16 protein-coding genes are annotated in these 18,636 nt (G+C 70.4%); all 16 read left to right on the forward strand.

The window, feature by feature from the left end:
- Positions 1 to 39 precede the first annotated feature (39 nt).
- Complete coding sequence (gene rplU, locus ACIODU_RS13695) at positions 40 to 360, forward strand: 50S ribosomal protein L21 (RefSeq protein ID WP_161307631.1); 321 nt, start codon at positions 40 to 42, stop codon at positions 358 to 360.
- A gap of 14 nt (positions 361 to 374) precedes the next feature.
- Positions 375 to 629 carry a 50S ribosomal protein L27 gene (rpmA, locus tag ACIODU_RS13700; RefSeq protein ID WP_161307630.1) on the forward strand — a complete coding sequence of 85 codons (255 nt, stop codon included), beginning with the start codon at positions 375 to 377 and terminating at the stop codon, positions 627 to 629.
- A gap of 136 nt (positions 630 to 765) precedes the next feature.
- Positions 766 to 2,202, forward strand: a complete 1,437-nt coding sequence (gene obgE / locus ACIODU_RS13705; RefSeq protein WP_356429957.1) for a GTPase ObgE — start codon at positions 766 to 768, stop codon at positions 2,200 to 2,202.
- 253 nt (positions 2,203 to 2,455) lie between these two features.
- Positions 2,456 to 3,961 carry a bifunctional cytidylyltransferase/SDR family oxidoreductase gene (locus tag ACIODU_RS13710; RefSeq protein WP_356429959.1) on the forward strand — a complete coding sequence of 502 codons (1,506 nt, stop codon included), beginning with the start codon at positions 2,456 to 2,458 and terminating at the stop codon, positions 3,959 to 3,961.
- A gap of 134 nt (positions 3,962 to 4,095) precedes the next feature.
- Complete coding sequence (locus ACIODU_RS13715) at positions 4,096 to 6,258, forward strand: hypothetical protein (protein WP_401767303.1); 2,163 nt, start codon at positions 4,096 to 4,098, stop codon at positions 6,256 to 6,258.
- Between the two features lie 170 nt (positions 6,259 to 6,428).
- Positions 6,429 to 7,646 carry a glycosyltransferase family 2 protein gene (locus ACIODU_RS13720; RefSeq protein WP_401767305.1) on the forward strand — a complete coding sequence of 406 codons (1,218 nt, stop codon included), beginning with the start codon at positions 6,429 to 6,431 and terminating at the stop codon, positions 7,644 to 7,646.
- Positions 7,647 to 7,783: 137 nt separating this feature from the next.
- Complete coding sequence (locus ACIODU_RS13725) at positions 7,784 to 8,851, forward strand: glucose-1-phosphate thymidylyltransferase (RefSeq protein ID WP_401767307.1); 1,068 nt, start codon at positions 7,784 to 7,786, stop codon at positions 8,849 to 8,851.
- Positions 8,848 to 9,858, forward strand: coding sequence for a dTDP-glucose 4,6-dehydratase (gene rfbB / locus ACIODU_RS13730; RefSeq protein WP_356429964.1), 1,011 nt, complete (start codon positions 8,848 to 8,850; stop codon positions 9,856 to 9,858). The genes ACIODU_RS13725 and rfbB overlap by 4 nt, the downstream gene beginning before the upstream one ends.
- Before the next feature lie 29 nt (positions 9,859 to 9,887).
- Positions 9,888 to 10,754 carry a dTDP-4-dehydrorhamnose reductase gene (gene rfbD / locus ACIODU_RS13735; protein ID WP_401767371.1) on the forward strand — a complete coding sequence of 289 codons (867 nt, stop codon included), beginning with the start codon at positions 9,888 to 9,890 and terminating at the stop codon, positions 10,752 to 10,754.
- 82 nt (positions 10,755 to 10,836) lie between these two features.
- The gene (locus ACIODU_RS13740) at positions 10,837 to 11,631 is read left to right on the forward strand and encodes a class I SAM-dependent methyltransferase (protein WP_356429968.1); all 795 of its coding nucleotides are present in this window, start codon (positions 10,837 to 10,839) and stop codon (positions 11,629 to 11,631) included.
- 150 nt (positions 11,632 to 11,781) lie between these two features.
- The gene (locus ACIODU_RS13745; protein ID WP_401767309.1) at positions 11,782 to 13,773 is read left to right on the forward strand and encodes a glycosyltransferase family 2 protein; all 1,992 of its coding nucleotides are present in this window, start codon (positions 11,782 to 11,784) and stop codon (positions 13,771 to 13,773) included.
- 211 nt (positions 13,774 to 13,984) lie between these two features.
- Positions 13,985 to 14,593, forward strand: a complete 609-nt coding sequence (rfbC, locus tag ACIODU_RS13750; protein WP_401767311.1) for a dTDP-4-dehydrorhamnose 3,5-epimerase — start codon at positions 13,985 to 13,987, stop codon at positions 14,591 to 14,593.
- A 106-nt stretch (positions 14,594 to 14,699) separates the two neighbouring features.
- Positions 14,700 to 15,845 (forward strand): glutamate 5-kinase, encoded by a 1,146-nt coding sequence (proB, locus tag ACIODU_RS13755; protein WP_356430002.1) that lies wholly within the window; start codon positions 14,700 to 14,702, stop codon positions 15,843 to 15,845.
- 184 nt (positions 15,846 to 16,029) lie between these two features.
- A complete protein-coding gene (locus ACIODU_RS13760; protein ID WP_356429977.1) occupies positions 16,030 to 16,560 on the forward strand; it encodes a hypothetical protein in 531 nt (176 codons plus the stop codon).
- Positions 16,561 to 16,666: 106 nt separating this feature from the next.
- Positions 16,667 to 17,950 (forward strand): glutamate-5-semialdehyde dehydrogenase, encoded by a 1,284-nt coding sequence (locus ACIODU_RS13765; RefSeq protein WP_161312013.1) that lies wholly within the window; start codon positions 16,667 to 16,669, stop codon positions 17,948 to 17,950.
- A 63-nt stretch (positions 17,951 to 18,013) separates the two neighbouring features.
- Positions 18,014 to 18,631 (forward strand): hypothetical protein, encoded by a 618-nt coding sequence (locus tag ACIODU_RS13770; protein ID WP_401767314.1) that lies wholly within the window; start codon positions 18,014 to 18,016, stop codon positions 18,629 to 18,631.
- Positions 18,632 to 18,636: the final 5 nt, after the last annotated feature.

Genomic DNA, 18,636 nt, shown 5'->3' on the forward strand with positions numbered 1-18,636 from the left:
GCGTCAGGGGTTTCCGTTCCGAGCGAGAGTGAGTTCCGCGTGTACGCCATCGTGCGCAGCGGTGGCCGCCAGCACAAGGTTGCTGTCGGCGACATCGTTGAGGTTGACAAGATTCCCACCGCCAAGGTTGGCGACACGGTCGAGCTCTCGACCCTGCTCGTGGTCGACGGCGACGCCGTCACCAGCGACCCGTGGGTCCTGGACGGCATCAAGGTCCAGGCCGAGATCGTGGATCACCACAAGGGTGTCAAGATCGACATCCTTCGCTACAAGAACAAGACCGGCTACCGCCGTCGCCAGGGTCACCGCCAGCAGTACACGGCGATCAAGGTCACCGGTATCCCCGCGGCTGCGAAGTAAGGGACTGAGGAGACATGGCACACAAGAAGGGCGCATCGTCCACTCGGAACGGGCGCGATTCGAATGCTCAGCGGCTCGGCGTGAAGCGCTTCGGCGGTCAGGTCGTCAACGCCGGTGAGATCCTGGTCCGCCAGCGCGGCACCCACTTCCACCCCGGTTCCGGCGTCGGCCGCGGCGGCGACGACACGCTGTTCGCGCTGAGCGCCGGCGCGGTGGAGTTCGGCACCAGCCGTGGCCGCAAGGTCGTGAACATCGTTCCGGTCGCCTGAGACCCATCGGTCGTCAGGCACCTGTAGAACGGGTTTCTTCGCGAGGGCGGACCTCGCTTCCCGGAGTATCGGGAAGCGGGTCCGCCCTTCGTGTGTTGTTGTTGAGACATTTCCGTATGTACTGGAGGCAATCCCCATGACCACCTTCGTGGACCGCGTCGAGCTGCATGTCGCCGCGGGTAGCGGAGGCCACGGCTGCGCCTCCGTACACCGTGAGAAGTTCAAGCCGCTCGGCGGACCCGACGGCGGCAACGGCGGACACGGCGGCGACGTGATCCTGGTCGTCGACCAGGACGTGACGACGCTGCTCGACTACCACCACACGCCGCACCGCAAGGCCACCAACGGCCAGCCCGGCGCCGGGGCCAACCGCTCCGGCAAGGACGGCCAGGACCTGATCCTGCCCGTCCCGGACGGCACGGTCGTCCTCGACAAGGCCGGCAACGTCCTCGCCGACCTCGTCGGCCAGGGCACGACGTACGTGGCGGCAGAAGGCGGCCGCGGCGGCCTCGGCAACGCGTCCCTCGCCTCCGCCCGCCGCAAGGCCCCCGGCTTCGCGCTGCTCGGCGTGCCCGGTGGCGGCGGTGACATCGTCCTGGAGCTCAAGACGGTCGCCGACGTCGCGCTCGTCGGCTACCCGAGCGCCGGCAAGTCGTCGCTGATCTCCGTGCTCTCGGCCGCCAAGCCGAAGATCGCGGACTACCCGTTCACCACGCTCATCCCCAACCTCGGGGTGGTCACGGCCGGTTCGGTCGTCTACACGATCGCGGACGTGCCCGGACTGATCCCCGGCGCCAGCCAGGGCCGCGGCCTCGGTCTGGAATTCCTCCGTCACGTCGAGCGCTGCTCGGTGCTGCTGCACGTCCTGGACACCGCCACGCTGGAGTCCGACCGCGACCCGGTCACCGACCTCGACGTGATCGAGGCGGAGCTGGCGCTGTACGGGGGCCTGGAGGACCGGCCGCGCATGGTCGTCCTCAACAAGGTCGACATCCCGGACGGCAAGGACCTCGCCGACATGATCAGGCCCGAGCTGGAGAAGCGCGGCTACCACGTCTTCGAGGCGTCCGCGGTCGACCGTACCGGCCTCAAGGAGCTGTCCTTCGGACTCGCCGAGGCCGTCGCCAAGGCCCGCGCCGACAAGCCGCAGGAGGAGGCGACCCGGATCGTCATCCGTCCGAAGGCCGTGGACGACGCGGGCTTCACCGTCACCCTGGAGGAGGACGGGATCTACCGCGTACGGGGCGAGAAGCCCGAACGCTGGGTGCGCCAGACCGACTTCAGCAACGACGAGGCCGTCGGCTACCTCGCGGACCGGCTCAGCCGGCTCGGCGTCGAGGACCAGCTGATGAAGGCCGGCGCCCGGTCGGGCGACGGCGTGGCGATCGGCGCCGAGGACAACGCGGTCGTCTTCGACTGGGAGCCCACGATGATGGCGGGCGCCGAGATGCTGGGCCGCCGCGGCGAGGACCACCGCCTGGAGGCACCCCGTCCCGCGTCGCAGCGCCGCAGGGACCGGGACGCGGAGCGCGACGACGTCCAGAAGGAGTACGACGAGTTCGACCCCTTCTAGCCCTTTCGGCTCCTTCCGGCCGTACGGGACGCGCAGGTCAGCGGCGCCGTCCTGTGACAGGCGTCTCTCCGATCGCCGGAGGGGTGGGTTCCCGCCCCTCCGGCGATCGTGTCATGACCAGTGCCGCAGTAGCCTGTCCAGGTGAATCAGGGGTTGCGTGGGGGTGGCTGACAGCCGTGCTCCGCCTTGCGGGACGATTGCCGCGGGTGGGACCATCGATTCATCCTCTGAGTCCGCAAGGTAGGTCAGTTACGTGTCTGCAACTTCCGCGTCCAACGCGAGGCCCCGCACCACCGCCGTCGTCCTGGCGGGCGGTACAGGTCAGCGCGTGGGCCTGTCGATCCCCAAGCAGCTGCTGAAGATCGCGGGCAAGGCGGTCATCGAGCACACGCTGTCGATCTTCCAGCAGGCCGACGCGATCGACGACGTCATCGTGCTCATGGCGCCGGGCTTCGTCCCCGACGTGGAGAAGATCGTCATCAAGGCCGGCCTGAGCAAGGTCACCCGGGTGATCGAGGGCGGCGCGACGCGGAACGAGACCACCGAGCGGGCCATCGCCGCGCTGGGCGAGGGCCTGGCGGAGGGCGAGGACGCCAACGTCCTGTTCCACGACGCGGTACGGCCCCTGCTCTCGCAGCGGGTGATCCAGGACTGCGTGGACGCGCTCGACCGCTACCAGGCCGTCGACGTCGCGATCCCCTCCGCGGACACCATCATCGTGACCCGTACGCACGGCGGCGACGGCGAGTTCATCACCGAGGTCCCCGACCGCGCCCGGCTGCGGCGCGGCCAGACCCCGCAGGCCTTCAAGCTCTCCACGATCCGCAAGGCGTACGACATCGCCGGCGGCGACCCCAACTTCCAGGCCACGGACGACTGCTCGGTGGTGCTCAAGTACCTGCCCGACGTGCCGATCTACGTCGTCGCGGGCGACGAGTACAACATGAAGGTCACCCAGCCCGTCGACGTCTTCATCGCCGACAAGCTCTTCCAGCTGGCCTCCACCGCCGCCCCCGCCCAGGCCGACGAGGCCGCCTACCGCGACCTGCTCTCCGGCCGCACGCTGGTGGTCTTCGGCGGTTCGTACGGGATCGGCGCGGACATCGCCGCCCTGGCGGAGCGGTACGGCGCGTCGGTGTACGCGCTCGGCCGCTCCACCACCGGTACGCACGTCGAGAACCCGGAACACGTGGACGACGCCCTGTCGAAGGCGTACTCGGAAACCGGCCGCATCGACTACGTCATCAACACCGCGGGCGTGCTGCGCATCGGCAAGCTGGCCGAGACGGACAACACGACGATCCAGGAAGCGCTGAACGTCAACTACCTGGCGCCGGTGCAGATCGCGCGCGCCTCGTACAAGTACCTGGCCGAGACCAAAGGCCAGTTGCTTCTCTACACGTCCTCCAGCTACACCCGGGGCCGCGCGGAGTACAGCCTCTACTCGTCCACCAAGGCCGCCATGGTGAACCTGACCCAGGCGCTGTCGGACGAGTGGGCCGCCGACGGGATCCGCGTGAACTGCGTGAACCCCGAGCGCACCGCCACCCCCATGCGGACCAAGGCGTTCGGCCAGGAGCCCGCCGGTTCCCTGCTCTCCTCCGAGGCGGTCGCCAGGACGTCCCTCGACGTCCTGCTCTCCGAGCTGACCGGCCACGTCATCGACGTACGGCAGCAGGACCCGACGCGCACCGCGTCCGAGGCCTCCGGTTTTGAACAGGCGCTGGCCGCCGTCCTGGACCGTCAGGAAGATGTGTAATAATTCGTGACAATCCATGATATGGGCCTTCGCGGTTGCGGAATTGCGCACCGCGGGGGCCCGAGTTCGTGAAGCTTCGTCTTCACACTTTCGTCGCAAGGTCATCAGCCGGCACGGTCTGGAGCAGGTTCTTCGTGATTTCGACAGCCATTCGCCTCGCCCGGGTAGGCAGCGGATCAGAGCTGGCAGCGGCACTTCTCCTGGTGCTCAGTTTCCCGTGCATCATGGTCGCCGCGATAATTCCTGACACCTGGCTGTTCGCAGTCGCGGTGGCTGTCAGTTATGTCGCGGACGCGCATCTGCACCACCGCGGCAGTTACCTGGTGAACCGCCTCGCCAAAGTGCGCGCCGGTCTCTCCATCCGCTTCCTGATCCGGCAGCTTCTCCTCGTGCTGCTCGTCGCCCGCTCCGGGCTCGGTCAGGACCGCATCTTCTACGTGACCGTCGTGACGGTCCTCGTGTTCTACGGCCTCCAGGCACCGCACGGCGCGGTGGTGACCCTGCTCCGCCTGCGCCGCAGGCTCCCCGTCGTCACGCGGAACATCGACCTCGGCTCCATCCGGATCCCGGACGCCCCGCCGCGCTGGCTGCTCCACCGGTCCGCCGAGAAGATGCTCCACCTGGACCTCTTCGCCATGGCGGGCGTGATCACCGCCCTGGCCACGGACGAGAACCTGTACGGGTACGCGAGCCTCGCGCTCACGCTGGTCCTCGGTGTCGGGTACGTCCTGGCCCTGCTGCCGTACCTGCGGCCCAGCCGGCTCGTCCCCTCCGCCGAGAAGGTCCTGGCGGCCGTGGACGTCTGGCTGGCCGACTACCGGCCGACGACGATCCTCTACTTCTCCGGCTCCAAGGAGTCCGCGTACCAGGTCAACATGTGGCTGGAGACGCTGGACCAGATGGAGGACCGGCCGATGATCCTGCTGCGCGAGCGGGTCATCGCCCAGCAGCTCCTGCCGACGGCCGTGCCGGTGCTGTGCGTCCCCGGCGGGGTGCACCTGATGAACCTGGACCTGTCGACCGTCCGGGTCGCCCTGTACGCGGCGAACGTGGGCAAGAACATCCACATGCTGCGGGTGCCGACCATGAAGCACGTCTTCATCGGCCACGGCGACAGCGACAAGCTCGCCAGCGTCAACCCGTTCAGCAAGGCGTACGACGAGGTGTGGACGGCGGGCCGCGCGGGCCGCGACCGGTACGCGCTCGCCGACGTCGGTGTCCGCGACGAGGACATCGTGGAGGTGGGGCGCCCGCAGCTGGCCCCCATCGCGTCGGGGACGGGCGTACCGCGCCACCCCGTGCCCACGGTGCTGTACGCGCCCACCTGGGAGGGCTGGGACGACAACCCCGGCAACACCTCCCTGCTGCTGGCCGGGGAGAACATCGTGAACCGGCTGCTCGCCGCCGAGCAGCCCGTACGGCTCCTGTACAAGCCGCACCCGTTCACCGGCACCCGCAGCCCCAAGGCGAAGGCGGTCCACGAGCGCATCGTGGCGCTGGTGCAGAAGGCCGCGGCGGAGCGGGCGACCGACACCCGCTGGGTGAGCGCCGCCCAGCGCGAGGAGCAGGCCGCCGCGCGGGCCGAGCTGAGCCGGGTCGAGGCCCGTCTCACCGCGCTGACGGCCGGCGCGGACGCGAGCCGCGACGAGGCCGAGGAGTCCCGTGACGCCAAGGCCGACCCGGCACGGCAGGCGGAGCTGACCCGGCTCAGGGCCGAGTGGAACACCGCCTACTGGCGTTCCTTCGGCTGGTGGGAGCACCGGGTCATCAGCGGCGCCGAGCCGCGGCTCTACGACTGCTTCAACGAGTCGGACGCCATGGTCTCCGACATCTCCAGCGTGGTCTCCGACTTCATCGCGAGCGGCAAGCCGTACGCGGTGACCGACTCCGCGGAGCTGGGCGCCGAGGAGTTCAAGCGGCAGAACACCGCCGTTCGGGCCGCGGTGATCCTGTCCAACAGCGCGGAGGAGCTCGACGAGTTGCTCCGTACGGTGACGGACCCGGCCGGGGACACCCGGGCGGCCGCGCGCCACGAACTGAAGCGGTATCTGCTGGGCCCCGACGAGCCCACGTCGATCGAGCAGTTCAACGCGGCCACCCGCACGCTGGCCGCCAAGTCCCTGGCGCGCAACATCGGCGTCGAGCAGCGCCTCGCCGAGCCCGACAGCGTGGCCGACGCGGGGGCGCCGGACGACTCGGCGCCGGTGGAGGCCAGGGCGGAGGAAGGGCTGGAGACGGCCGCGGACGCCTTCGTGGAGCCGGAGAACAACGATCTGGATCCGTCCCTGCGCGGCTGATCCCGGCCCGCCGATCCCTCCGGGGATGTACGAAGACCCGCGGAACGCCCTCCGGTGTTCCGCGGGTTTTCGCGTCGTACCGCACGACGCGAATGAGTCGTGATGGACGTCACATTCCAGGTGATGAGAGCGAGGCAACCGATACTCGGCGGCGATTGTCTTAAAACTCGATGAACAACATTGCTGTTCCTGATGTGAGCGTCATCGTCGGTGCGTATGAGGCGATGCCCTACCTCGTCCGCTGTCTGGAATCGGTGGAGAAACAGACCCTGGGCGCCGGAAGAATCGAGATCGTCGCGGTCGACGACGGTTCGACCGACGGTACGGGGGAGTATCTGGAGAAATTCGCCGCCGAGTCCGCCGTACCGACCAGAGTGGTGCGCCAGGCCAATTCCGGCGGCCCCAGCGGCCCCCGCAATGTGGGGCTGTCCCTGGCACGCGGGCGTTATGTGTTCTTCCTCGACGCCGACGACTACTTCGGCGAGGAGGCCCTGGAGCGGATGGTCGCCATGGCCGACCGCGCCGGTACGGACGTGGTCCTCGGCAAGGTCGAGGGCGTCAACCGCACCGCCCCCCGGTCCATGTGGGGGAAGACCGTCGAGCGGGTCGACGTGTTCAACTCGCGGGCCATCTTCGCGCTCAGCGCGCAGAAGCTCTTCCGGCGCGACCTGCTCACCCGGCTGGACCTGCGCTTCGACGAGGAACTGAAGACCGGCGAGGACGCCCTCTTCACGCTGGAGGCGTTCCTGCGGGGCTCCGGCGTCTCCATCGTGGCCGACTACACGTGCTATTACCTGGTCGGCCGCGACGACGGCAAGCACGTCACCAAGTCGGGCGGATACATTCTGCGGTTCGATTCCGCGCGGGCCCTGATGAAGCTGATCGCCGACCTCGTACCACCGGGTGCCAAGCGCGACAAGCTGATGACCAGACCGTTCACGGTCACCCTGCTCCAGCAGTTCACCCCCCGCCTCCTCAAGGAGTCCGACGACGTCCGGCGCCACAAGATGGAGCTGGCCGCCCCTCTGATGGCCGAATACTGGACGCCGGGTCTGGCGGCCCGGCTCAAGGTGAACGAGCGGCTCCGCCTGGAGTGTGTGGCCAGGGGCCGGCTCGACCTCCTCCTCGACGTCCTCGCCTTCCTCCGGGCCGGCACCGCGCCCGAGGTGGTGCGCAAGGGCCGGACGGGGACGACGTATCTCGCCTACCCGCACTTCGGGGCCCGCGGGGCGGGGATCCCCGACGCGACGTACGAGATCACCGTCAACGACTGGGCGGGCAAGCGGCGGGTGGAACCGGCCAGGACCATCCGCAGGCCCGCGTCGCTGGCGCGGCGGGCGGCCCGCAGGCTGCGCAGGAGCATGGGCGCGCTGACGTCGAAAGGATGAGCGGACGGCGGCGCGCCGGGGGCCGCCGGGAGCGTGTCCGGACGTGGCCGCGTACTGCCCTCTGGGGAAACGCTGGGTAAAATCGGGCTGATCCGTACAGCCCGCGCAGTAACAATCTTCAGTGAGGTCGGGAAAACGTGAAGGCTCTCGTGCTGTCCGGCGGGGCGGGTACCCGTCTGCGCCCCATCACGCACACCTCCGCCAAACAGCTGGTACCGGTCGCGAACAAACCGGTGCTCTTCTACGGACTGGAAGCGATCGCGGAAGCGGGCATCACGGAGGTCGGAGTCATCGTCGGCGACACCGCCGACGAGATCCGTGAAGCGGTCGGCGACGGCTCGCAATTCGGAATGCGGATCACCTATCTCCAGCAGGAGGCCCCGCTCGGCCTGGCGCACGCGGTGCTGATCGCCCGCGCATTCCTGGGCGACGACGACTTCGTGATGTACCTGGGTGACAACTTCATCGTCGGCGGCATCTCCGGTCTGGTCGACGGATTCCGCGCCGACCGCCCCGACGCGCAGATCCTGCTCACCCAGGTGCCCAACCCGACCTCCTTCGGCGTGGCCGAACTCGACGTCGGCGGCCGGGTGGTGGCCCTGGAGGAGAAGCCCAAGCAGCCCAAGAGCGACCTCGCGCTGGTCGGCGTCTACCTCTTCACCCCCGCCGTGCACGAGGCCGTACGGTCCATCGAGCCCTCCTGGCGCGGCGAACTGGAGATCACCCACGCCATCCAGTGGCTCATCGACCAGAAGAAGGACGTCCGTTCCACGACCATCTCCGGGTACTGGAAGGACACCGGCAACGTCACGGACATGCTGGAGGTCAACCGCTCGGTGCTGGAGCGGATCGAGCCGTTCTGCGAAGGCACCGTCGACGCGGACAGTGAGATCATCGGCCGGGTCAGGATCGAGAAGGGCGCCAAGGTGACCGGGAGCCGGATCGTCGGCCCCGCGATCATCGGCGCGGACACGGTGGTCAGCGACGCCTACATCGGTCCCTTCACGTCCGTCTCGGAGGAGTGCACGATCGAGGACAGCGAGATCGAGTACTCCATCATCCTGCGGGGTGCCTCCATCACCGGTGTACGCCGGGTCGAGGCGTCGCTGATCGGCCGCAACGTCGAGGTCACCCCCGCCCCCCGTCACCCGTCCGCCCACCGCCTCGTCCTCGGCGACCACAGCAAGGTGCAGATCTCGTCATGACCACTTCCGCCACTTCCGGCCGTCCCACCAGGATCCTGGTGACCGGCGGGGCGGGCTTCATCGGCTCGCACTACGTCCGTACGGTGCTCGGTCCGCAGGGCCCCGGTGACGTCGCCCTCACCGTGCTCGACAAGCTCACCTACGCGGGCAACCCGGCCAACCTCGACGAGGTCCGCGACCACGCCGGGTTCTCCTTCGTGGAAGGGGACATCTGCGACCCGCAGCTGGCCGCCAAGCTGATGGCCGAGCACGACCAGGTGGTGCACTTCGCCGCCGAGTCGCACGTCGACCGGTCCATCGACGGGGGCGCCGAGTTCGTCCGTACGAACGTCGTCGGCACGCACACCCTGATCGACGCCGCGCACCGCGCCGGGGTGAAGACCTTCGTGCACATCTCCACGGACGAGGTCTACGGCTCCATCGACGAGGGCTCCTGGCCCGAGACCGACCCGCTGGCGCCCAACTCGCCGTACTCCGCCGCGAAGGCGTCGAGCGACCTGATCGCGCTCTCGTACCACCGCACCCACGGCCTCGACGTGCGCGTGACCCGCTGCTCCAACAACTACGGGCACCACCACTTCCCCGAGAAGGTCATCCCGCTGTTCATCACGAACCTGCTGGACGGCAAGAAGGTCCCGCTCTACGGAGACGGCGGGAACGTACGCGACTGGCTGCACATCGACGACCACGTCCAGGGCATCGAGCTGGTCCGCACGAAGGGCCGGGCGGGCGAGGTCTACAACATCGGCGGCGGTACGGAACTGTCCAACAAGGAACTGACCGGGCTGCTCCTGGAGGCGTGCGGGGCGGACTGGGACACCAGCGTCGAGTACGTCACCGACCGCAAGGGCCACGACCGGCGGTACTCCGTCGACTGCGCCAAGATCCGCACCGAGCTGGGGTACGAGCCGCGCAAGGACTTCGTCACGGGCCTCGCCGAGACGGTGCGGTGGTACCGCGACAACCGCGCGTGGTGGGAGCCCCTCAAGGAGCGTGCGGCGCTGTGAGCGGCTGGCTGGTCACCGGAGCGGGCGGCATGCTGGGCCAGGACCTCCTGGCCCGGCTCACGGCGGACGGAGAGGCCGTCACGGGGCTCGGCAGGGCCGCCCTGGACATCACCGACCCCGCGTCCGTACGGGCCGCCCTGGACGAGCACCGACCCGCCGTGGTGGTGAACTGCGCGGCCTGGACGGCGGTGGACGACGCCGAGGCCGGCGAGGAGGCGGCCCTCGCGGTCAACGGCACGGGGCCCCGGGTCCTCGCGGAGGCCTGCCGGGACTCCGGCGCCCTCCTGCTCCACGTCTCCACGGACTACGTCCTCGCGGGCGACGCCGGGGACCCGTACCCGGAGGACAGCCCGCTGGCGCCGATCAACGCCTACGGCCGTACGAAGGCCGCCGGCGAGCGCGCCGTCCTGGAGACGCTCCCGGAGACCGGGTTCGTGATCCGTACCGCGTGGCTCTACGGCGCCGGCGGTGGCAATTTCATCAGAACAATGATCAAGCTGGAGGGTGTCAAGGACACCCTCGATGTGGTGAATGACCAGAGGGGTCAGCCGACCTGGTCGGCGGACCTCGCGGAGCGCCTGGCCGGCCTCGGCCGGCACGCCCTGCGCGGCGAGGCGCCGGCCGGTGTCTACCACGGGACGAACGGGGGCGAAACGACCTGGTTCGGCCTCACGCGCGAGATCTTCCGGCTGCTGGGCGCGGATCCCGCCCGGGTACGCCCCACGACCAGCGACGCCTTCGTCCGGCCCGCGCCCCGGCCCGCGTACAGCGTGCTGGGCCACGACCGGTGGAAGGAGGCCGGGTTCGGACCGATGAGGGAGTGGCGTGAAGCTCTCGTGGAGGCCTTCCCCGCCCTGCTGGAGAGCGAGCGCGGAGGCGCCGCCACCGGACGGTAGCCATTTACGTTTTGTCGGCGGAGGGACTACCTTCACTCGGAATTAACGTCTCCAATGTTTGCTTCTGAGTGAAGGGCCCTCAGTGGATCGCCACGGCTTCCTGCGTCAACTGCACCGCGTCTACAAGCCCCGTACCTACCTGGAGATCGGGGTCAACGACGGTCGCAGCCTGGCTCTCTCCCGCGTTCCCTCCGTAGCGGTCGACCCCGCCTTCAAGGTGGTCAAGGCGATCAGCTGCGACGTCCACCTGGTGCGTGCGACCAGCGACGACTTCTTCGCGCGCAAGGATCCCCTGCTGCACCTGCGGCCGCAGCGCAACCCGTTCCGCGCGCTGGCCCGCAAGGACCCCCTCGCGCTGTTCGGCGGCGACCCCAAGCTGGACCTGTCGTTCATCGACGGCATGCACCTCTTCGAGTTCGCCCTGCGCGACTTCATGAACGTCGAGCGCCACGCGCGCTGGTCCAGCGTGATCGTGCTCGACGACATGCTGCCCCGCAACATCGACGAGGCCGCCCGCGACCGCCACACCGACGCGTGGACCGGGGACGTCTACAAGGTCGCCACCGTGCTCCGCCGCTTCCGCCCCGACCTGCTCGTGGTCGAGGTCGACACGCAGCCGACCGGCGTGGTGCTGGTCTTCGGCGCCGACCCGACGAGCACGGTCCTCAAGGACGCGTACGACAAGATCATCGAGGAGTACGTCGTACCGGACCCCCAGGCCGTCCCGGACGAGGTGATCGTGCGCAAGAACGCGATCGCCCCCGAGACCGTCCTCACCGCCGACTTCTGGCGTCAGCTCACCCGCGCCCGTGACCTGCGCCGCGGGCGCTCCGCGTTCGGTCCGCTGCGCAAGCAGATCGAGGCCGTCGGACGCTGAACCGCCGGCCGCCCGGTCCGGAATGATTAACGGACCGGGCGGCCGCAGCTGTGGACGGCGATCCCGCTGCCTTACGGCCAGACGATATTGTGGGTTTTCCGATGTCCCGCGAGCAGACGCCGGGGCGCTTTCACCAGTGGGGCTTATCGCATGTCCGTCAAGGTCAGCGTGGTTATTCCGGTGTACAACCCCGGTCAGTACATCGAGGACTGCATTGCCTCATTGCTGCGCCAGAGCCTGCCTGACGACACGTACGAAGCCATCTTCGTCAACGACGGGTCGACGGACGGAACGCCCGAACGGCTCGACCGGCTCGCCGCCGAGCACCCCCACATGCACGTGATCCACCAGGAGCCGTCCGGCTGGTCCGGCAAGCCCCGCAACGTCGGGATCGCGGCGGCCCGGGGCGAGTTCGTGATGTTCGTCGACAATGACGACTGGCTCGGTGACGAAGCCCTTGAGCGCATGTACGAATACGGCGTCGAGAACAACGCCGATGTGATCGTCGGAAAGATGGCGGGCAAGGGCCGGCCGGTCCCGCTGGAACTGTTCCGTGTGAATCGGCCGCACGCGAACGTCGGGAATGCCCCGCTGATCGACAGCCTCACTCCGCACAAGATGTTCCGCAAGGAATTCCTCGACCGGAACGGCATCCGATTCAAGGAAGGCCGGCGCCGCCTCGAAGACCATGTCTTTGTCGCCGAGACCTACTTGCTCGCCTCGAACGTCGCGGTGCTGAGCGACTATCTCTGCTACTACCACGTCAAGCGCGAGGACGCCTCGAACGCCGGCTTCCAGCGCTTCGACCCGGTCGGCTACTTCAAGAACCTCCGCGAGGCGCTGGACGTCGTCGAGCGCAACACCGAGCCGGGCGCGCTGCGCGACAAGCTCTACCGCCGCTGGCTGCGCAACGAGATGGTGGAGAGGCTGCGCGGGCGCCGGCTCCTGGCCCTGCCCGAGGACTACCGCCGCGAGCTGTACGACGAGATCCGCGGGGTGGTCGTCGAGCGCATGGGCCCCGGGGTCGCCGCCGGACTCCAGCCCACCCAGCAGGTCGTCGCCGCGCTGGTGACCGCCGACCGGTTCGCCGACCTGGAGGAACTGGCCCGGTGGGAGGCCGGGATCAAGCCCACCGGACGGCTGGAGACGCTCGGCTGGGAGACGGGGGCGCTGCGGATCGGCTTCACCGCCGAGTACCAGGTGGCCGGCTCCCCGCTCACGTTCCTCACCGAGGACGGCGAGGCCCGCCTCGACCTGCCCTTCGGCGAGGAGACCGCCGCCGCGATCCGGGAGGTGGGCGCCAGCACCCGCGCCCCGGTGGACCAGGCGAAGGTCGACCTCGTTGTACGGGAACGCTCCACGGCCGCCGAGTTCTACCAGCCCGTCGAGTTCACGCGCGAGCGGGTGCCCGCCGACGGCGCCGACGGAGCCTTCCGGCTCGTCCTGCGGGCCGAGTCGTCCGTGGACCCCGGGACCGCCGCCAACCGCGCCCCCCTCGGCCCCGGCATCTGGGACCTCCACTTCCGTATCAGCGCCTGCGGGTGGACCAAGGAGGCCCGGCTGGGAGCCGTCCGCGCGGACACCGTGGACGCGGCCCGCCAGGGCACCCTCGGCGGCACGCCCCGGCGGCTGGTGCTGCCGTACTGGACCGAGCCGTACGGCAACCTGTCGCTGGACGTCGACCACGCCACCAGCCGCTTCGACCAGGACGTCGCGGGGATCGCCCCCGCCCACGTGACGTACGACGACGGCAGCCTCTCCGTACCGCTGCGGCTGCACGCCGCCGACCCGGAGGACGTGGCGCTGCGGCTGACGGACGCGGCGAGCGGCGCGAAGGCGGAGAGCCCCGCCACGCTCGTGCCCAAGGGCGACGGGGCGCTCCTCTCGTCGGAGCTGCCCGTGGAGACGCTCACCGGCCGGGCCTGGCACGTCGAGGTGGGGCTGCCGTCGGCCAAGCGCGGCGCACCCCGCTGGACGGTCCTGCCCGTCGGCCTGCGGTTCGCCGAGGACGGGGTGGCGAGGGTCGTCGCGGCCACCGCGCTGCCGAAGCGGAAGAAGGCCGCCGCACCGAAGGGCGCGCCCGTCCGGCGGTCCCTGCTGCGGCGGGTGCTCGGCCGGGTCCGCCGCGCGCTGGCGCGATGACTCCGGCCGGTGACGCGGCACTTCACGCCCGACGGCCCCGGCGCTTCGGGGCCATCCGGCCCCGCCCCGTGACCGGCCCCGCGTGTGGCCCACGTCCGTATCCGCGTTGCGTATGACCCCGCCCGTGTGACCCCGTCCGTATGACCCCGTCCGTCCGACCATCTCCGTACGTGCGCGTCCGTACGGCCACAGCGAGGAATCCCCACACATCATGCGACCCCTGTCCATCGAAGGCGCCTGGATCCACGAGCCCAAGGTGTTCCCCGACGAGCGCGGCAGCTTCCACGAGTGGTTCCGCGCCGCCGACTTCCGGGAGGCGACCGGCCAGGACCTCGACCTCGCCCAGGCCAACTACTCCGTCTCCAGGCGCGGCACCCTGCGCGGGATCCACTACGCCGACGTGCCGCCCAGCCAGGCCAAGTACGTCAAGTGCGTGCGCGGGGCCGTCCTGGACGCCGTCGTGGACATCCGGGTCGGCTCGCCCACGTACGGGCAGTCGGAGATCGTCCGGCTCGACGACGACACCCACCACGCGCTCTACCTCTCCGAGGGGCTCGGGCACGCCTTCCTCGCGCTGACGGACGACACCGTCGTCGTCTATCTCTGCTCCGAGGGATACGCGCCCACCCGGGAGCACGGCATCCACCCGCTCGACCCCGCGCTGGCCCTCGAGTGGCCCGCCGACATCCCCCCGCTGCTCTCGCCCAAGGACGCCGAGGCGCCGACCCTGGCCGAGGCCGAACGGCAGGGCCTGCTGCCCGCGTACGAGGACTGCGTGTCGTTCAGGAGCGAGCTGCGCGCCCGCCGTCTCAGCGGCTGAAAAGTCCCGGCGCCGGCCGCCCGGGTGCGCGTACGCTGACCGGCCGGGAGGCGGCCCGACAGTGAGAGCAGAGGCAAGGCACGTGGCAGCGGTACGGCAGGACGTGGTGGCAGGGGCCCGCAGGATCGTCGTCAAGGTCGGTTCCTCCTCGCTGACGACCGCCTCCGGCGGGCTCGACGCCGACCGGGTCGACGCCCTGGTGGACGTCCTGGCCACGGTGCGCGGCGGCAACGGCGAGCAGGCACCGGGCGAGACGGGACCCAAGGAGATCGTGCTGGTGTCCAGCGGCGCCATCGCCGCCGGACTGGCGCCGCTCGGCCTGACCGGACGCCCCAAGGACCTGGCGCGCCAGCAGGCCGCCGCCAGCGTCGGGCAGGGGCTCCTGGTCGCCCGCTACACGGCCTCCTTCGCCCGCTACGGCGTCCGGGTCGGCCAGGTCCTCCTGACCACCGACGACACCAGCCGCCGCTCCCACTACCGCAACGCGTACCGCACCCTCGACCAGCTCCTCGGCATGGGCGCCGTCCCCGTCGTCAACGAGAACGACACCGTCGCCACCGACGAGATCCGCTTCGGCGACAACGACCGGCTGGCCGCGCTCGTCGCCCATCTCGTCCGGGCCGACCTCCTCGTCCTCCTCTCCGACGTCGACGGGCTCTACGACGGCAACCCGAGCACCCCGGGCACCACCCGGATCGCCGAGGTGCGCGGCCCCGCCGACCTCGCGGGCGTCTCCCTCGGCAGCGCGGGCAAGGCGGGCGTGGGCACCGGCGGCATGGTCACCAAGGTCGAGGCCGCCAGGATCGCCGCCGCCGCCGGCATCCCGGTCGTGCTCACCTCCGCCAGCCACGCCGCCGACGGGCTCGCGGGCCGCGACACCGGCACGTACTTCCACCGCACGGGACGCCGCTCGGCCGACCGCCTGCTGTGGCTGGCCCACGCCTCCACCCCCCAGGGCGCCCTCACCCTGGACGACGGCGCCGTACGGGCCGTCGTCGAGCGCCGCACCTCGCTGCTGCCGGCCGGAATCGCCGCCGTGGAGGGGGAGTTCAGCGCCGGCGACCCGGTGGAACTGCGGGACACGGCGGGCCGCGCCGTCGCCCGCGGGCTCGTCAACTTCGACGCGAAAGAGATCCCCCAGCTCCTCGGCCGCTCCACCCGCGACCTGGCCCGTGAGCTGGGCCCCGCCTACGAACGCGAGGTCGTACACAGAGACGATCTGGTGATTCTCCACCCCGGCCCGCGGCCCTGAAACGGCTGAAACCGGCTCCGCCGGACAGGGACCTTGGGGAAAACCGCCCCACATCGGCGCCCGGGCTGGTCAACTTTGTCCCAGGGGTAATCCGGGGCACGATCCCAGGAGGGATCCCCGGGAGCAGGACCGGTCGGTCCACAGGGGAACAGCACGACGACGCAGCAACAACAGGAGGCCGCTGGTGAGACGAGCGCGCCCGGGGGCGGTGCCCCGAGGGAACGGCGGCAGTGCCCACGCCCGGCGGGTGGCGGGGAAGACACGAACCCTGACCAGCGTCGAAGCGGGACAGGACTTCGACCGCGACGGCGGCGGCGACGAGCCACAGAGGGAGGCAGGATCGGGAAAGGAAGCGCGGGGAGAAGAGCGCCAGGTGTCCAAGCTCTGGCACATCACACTCAGCGTCTCGGGCTCCGAGGCTCCGCTGACGGAGGTCAGACGCGGCCTGGAACAGCTGGCCCACGACCATCCCTTCCTGCTGACCAGCCGGTACGCGAACGACCACGCGGAGATCCGCTACTGGGAGGAGGCCCGGGACCTGCACGACGCGGCCGCGGTGGCACTGAGGCTCTGGGGGGAGCACCGGTCCAGCGCGAAGCTGCCGCCGTGGGAGATCGTGGGCCTGGAGGTCATCGACCGCGAGACGTACCACCTGCGCATCGCGGAGGGATACGGGCCGCCGCCCGCCGCGCCCGTGGGGGTCCATCCGTTCTGACCCGTCCGCCGCCCCCGGTCCCACGGGCCCCACGCGTGTCCCGTGACGTGTCTCGGAGTGCGGAATAGGTGCGGAATGCCCGCAGGGCGCGCACTACCCTGCGGGCATGACCTCGCTCTCGCCGTACGACAACCTCTCCCCGGTCGCCAGGACCGCCTACCGCTCCCGCGCGGCCGCCGCCGACATCGCGCCGCTGCCGCGCGCGGCCAAGGACGACGCGCTGCTGGCGATCGCGGACGCGCTGGAGGTCCGTACCCACGAGATCGTCACGGCCAACGCCGAGGACGTGGCGCGCGCCCGGGAGGCGGGGGCCACCGAGACCGTCATCGACCGGCTGACCCTCACGCCCGAGCGGGTGCGGGCCATCGCCGCCGACGTACGGGACGTGGCGGCCCTGCCCGACCCGGTCGGCGAGGTCGTCCGCGGCTCCACGCTGCCCAACGGCATCGACCTGCGGCAGGTACGGGTGCCGCTCGGTGTCGTCGGGATCATCTACGAGGCCCGCCCCAACGTCACCGTGGACGCCGCCGCCCTGTGCCTCAAGTCGGGCAACGCCGTGCTGCTGCGCGGCTCGTCCTCCGCCATCTCCTCCAACACCGCACTCGTCCGGGTGCTCCGCGACGCCGTCGGGGGCGCCGGGCTGCCCGCCGACGCCGTCCAGCTGGTGCCCGGCGAGGGCCGCGACTCCGTACGGGAGCTGATGCGGGCGCGCGGCCTGGTCGACGTCCTGATTCCGCGCGGCGGCGCCTCCCTGATCCGTACGGTCGTCGAGGAGTCCACCGTCCCGGTCATCGAGACCGGGACCGGCAACTGCCACGTGTACGTGGACGCCGACACCGACCTCGACATGGCCGTCGACATCCTGATCAACTCCAAGGCCCAGCGGCCCAGCGTCTGCAACTCCGCCGAGACGCTGCTCGTCCACCAGGACATCGCGGCCGCGTTCCTGCCCCGCGCGCTGGACGCGCTCGCCGACGCGGGCGTGACCGTGCACGCCGACGAGCGGGTCCTCGCGTACGCGGGCGGTACCAAGGCGACCGTCGTGGCGGCCACCGCCGAGGACTGGGAGACGGAGTACCTGTCGTACGACATCGCCGCGGCCGTCGTCGACTCGCTGGACTCGGCCGTCGCCCACATCAGGCTCTGGTCCTCGGGCCACACCGAGGCGATCGTGACCACCTCGCAGGCCGCCGCCCGGCGGTTCACCCAGTTGGTGGACTCCACGACGGTCGCCGTGAACGCCTCGACGCGTTTCACCGACGGCGGCCAGTTCGGGTTCGGCGCCGAGATCGGCATCTCCACCCAGAAGCTGCACGCGCGCGGGCCGATGGGACTGCCCGAACTGACCTCCACCAAGTACATCGTGACCGGGGACGGTCACACCAGGTGAGGTGACCACCCGGACTTTGGACTCCGCCTGCCCAAAACGACTCGCCCGGTTTACCCTGGGATCGTGCCGGACGACGTGGGGGGCAGGCCGTTCCCGGACGGCTGGGAGCCCGACGACGACCGCGGAGGCGCGGACGAGGACTTCGCCTCCGTGGTGTTCGACGAGGCCTTCATCAAGTCCGCCACCTTCCATGAACCCAGCGCGGTCGAGCGGCTGCTGGCCGCCGCCGAGGCACGCGCCGCCGCGGAGGCGGCCCGCCTGCGGTCGGGCGGCCCGCCGGACGACGAGTTCTACGACGAGTTCTACGGGCCCGGTGGCGGTGACGACCGGGAGGACGGGTACGGATACGACCCCGACGACCCGGACGGGTACGCGGGGCCGTACGGACCGCACGGCGGCGCCCTGCGCCCGTACCGCGGCAACGCCCGCTGGCACCGTCCCGTCGCCTGGCTCCTCGCCCTGCTGCTGGGCATCGGGATGGTCGCGCTCGCCTTCAGCGCCGTCTACCGCGGGGCGGCGAGCGGCCGCCAGGACCCGGCGCCCGCTCCCGCCACGACCGGGGTGGACACGACCCGTTCGGGCGCGCCCGTCGTCGGTCCCGTGATCGGGCCGGGGGCGGGGGTCTCCCGGGACCAGGACCGTACGGCCCCGGCGACCGGCGCCGTACCGCACACGCCCTGACCACC

It is taken from the genome of Streptomyces sp. NPDC088261, from assembly GCF_044740805.1.
Lineage (GTDB): Bacteria > Actinomycetota > Actinomycetes > Streptomycetales > Streptomycetaceae > Streptomyces.

Coding starts and splice junctions, on each gene's coding strand:
- rfbB (WP_356429964.1), top strand. CDS start 8,848: ATGACCACTTCCGCCACTTCCGGCCGTCCCACCAGGATCCTGGTGACC.
- ACIODU_RS13765 (WP_161312013.1), top strand. CDS start 16,667: ATGACCTCGCTCTCGCCGTACGACAACCTCTCCCCGGTCGCCAGGACC.
- rfbD (WP_401767371.1), top strand. CDS start 9,888: ATGCTGGGCCAGGACCTCCTGGCCCGGCTCACGGCGGACGGAGAGGCC.
- ACIODU_RS13720 (WP_401767305.1), top strand. CDS start 6,429: ATGAACAACATTGCTGTTCCTGATGTGAGCGTCATCGTCGGTGCGTAT.
- rfbC (WP_401767311.1), top strand. CDS start 13,985: ATGCGACCCCTGTCCATCGAAGGCGCCTGGATCCACGAGCCCAAGGTG.
- ACIODU_RS13745 (WP_401767309.1), top strand. CDS start 11,782: ATGTCCGTCAAGGTCAGCGTGGTTATTCCGGTGTACAACCCCGGTCAG.
- rpmA (WP_161307630.1), top strand. CDS start 375: ATGGCACACAAGAAGGGCGCATCGTCCACTCGGAACGGGCGCGATTCG.
- obgE (WP_356429957.1), top strand. CDS start 766: ATGACCACCTTCGTGGACCGCGTCGAGCTGCATGTCGCCGCGGGTAGC.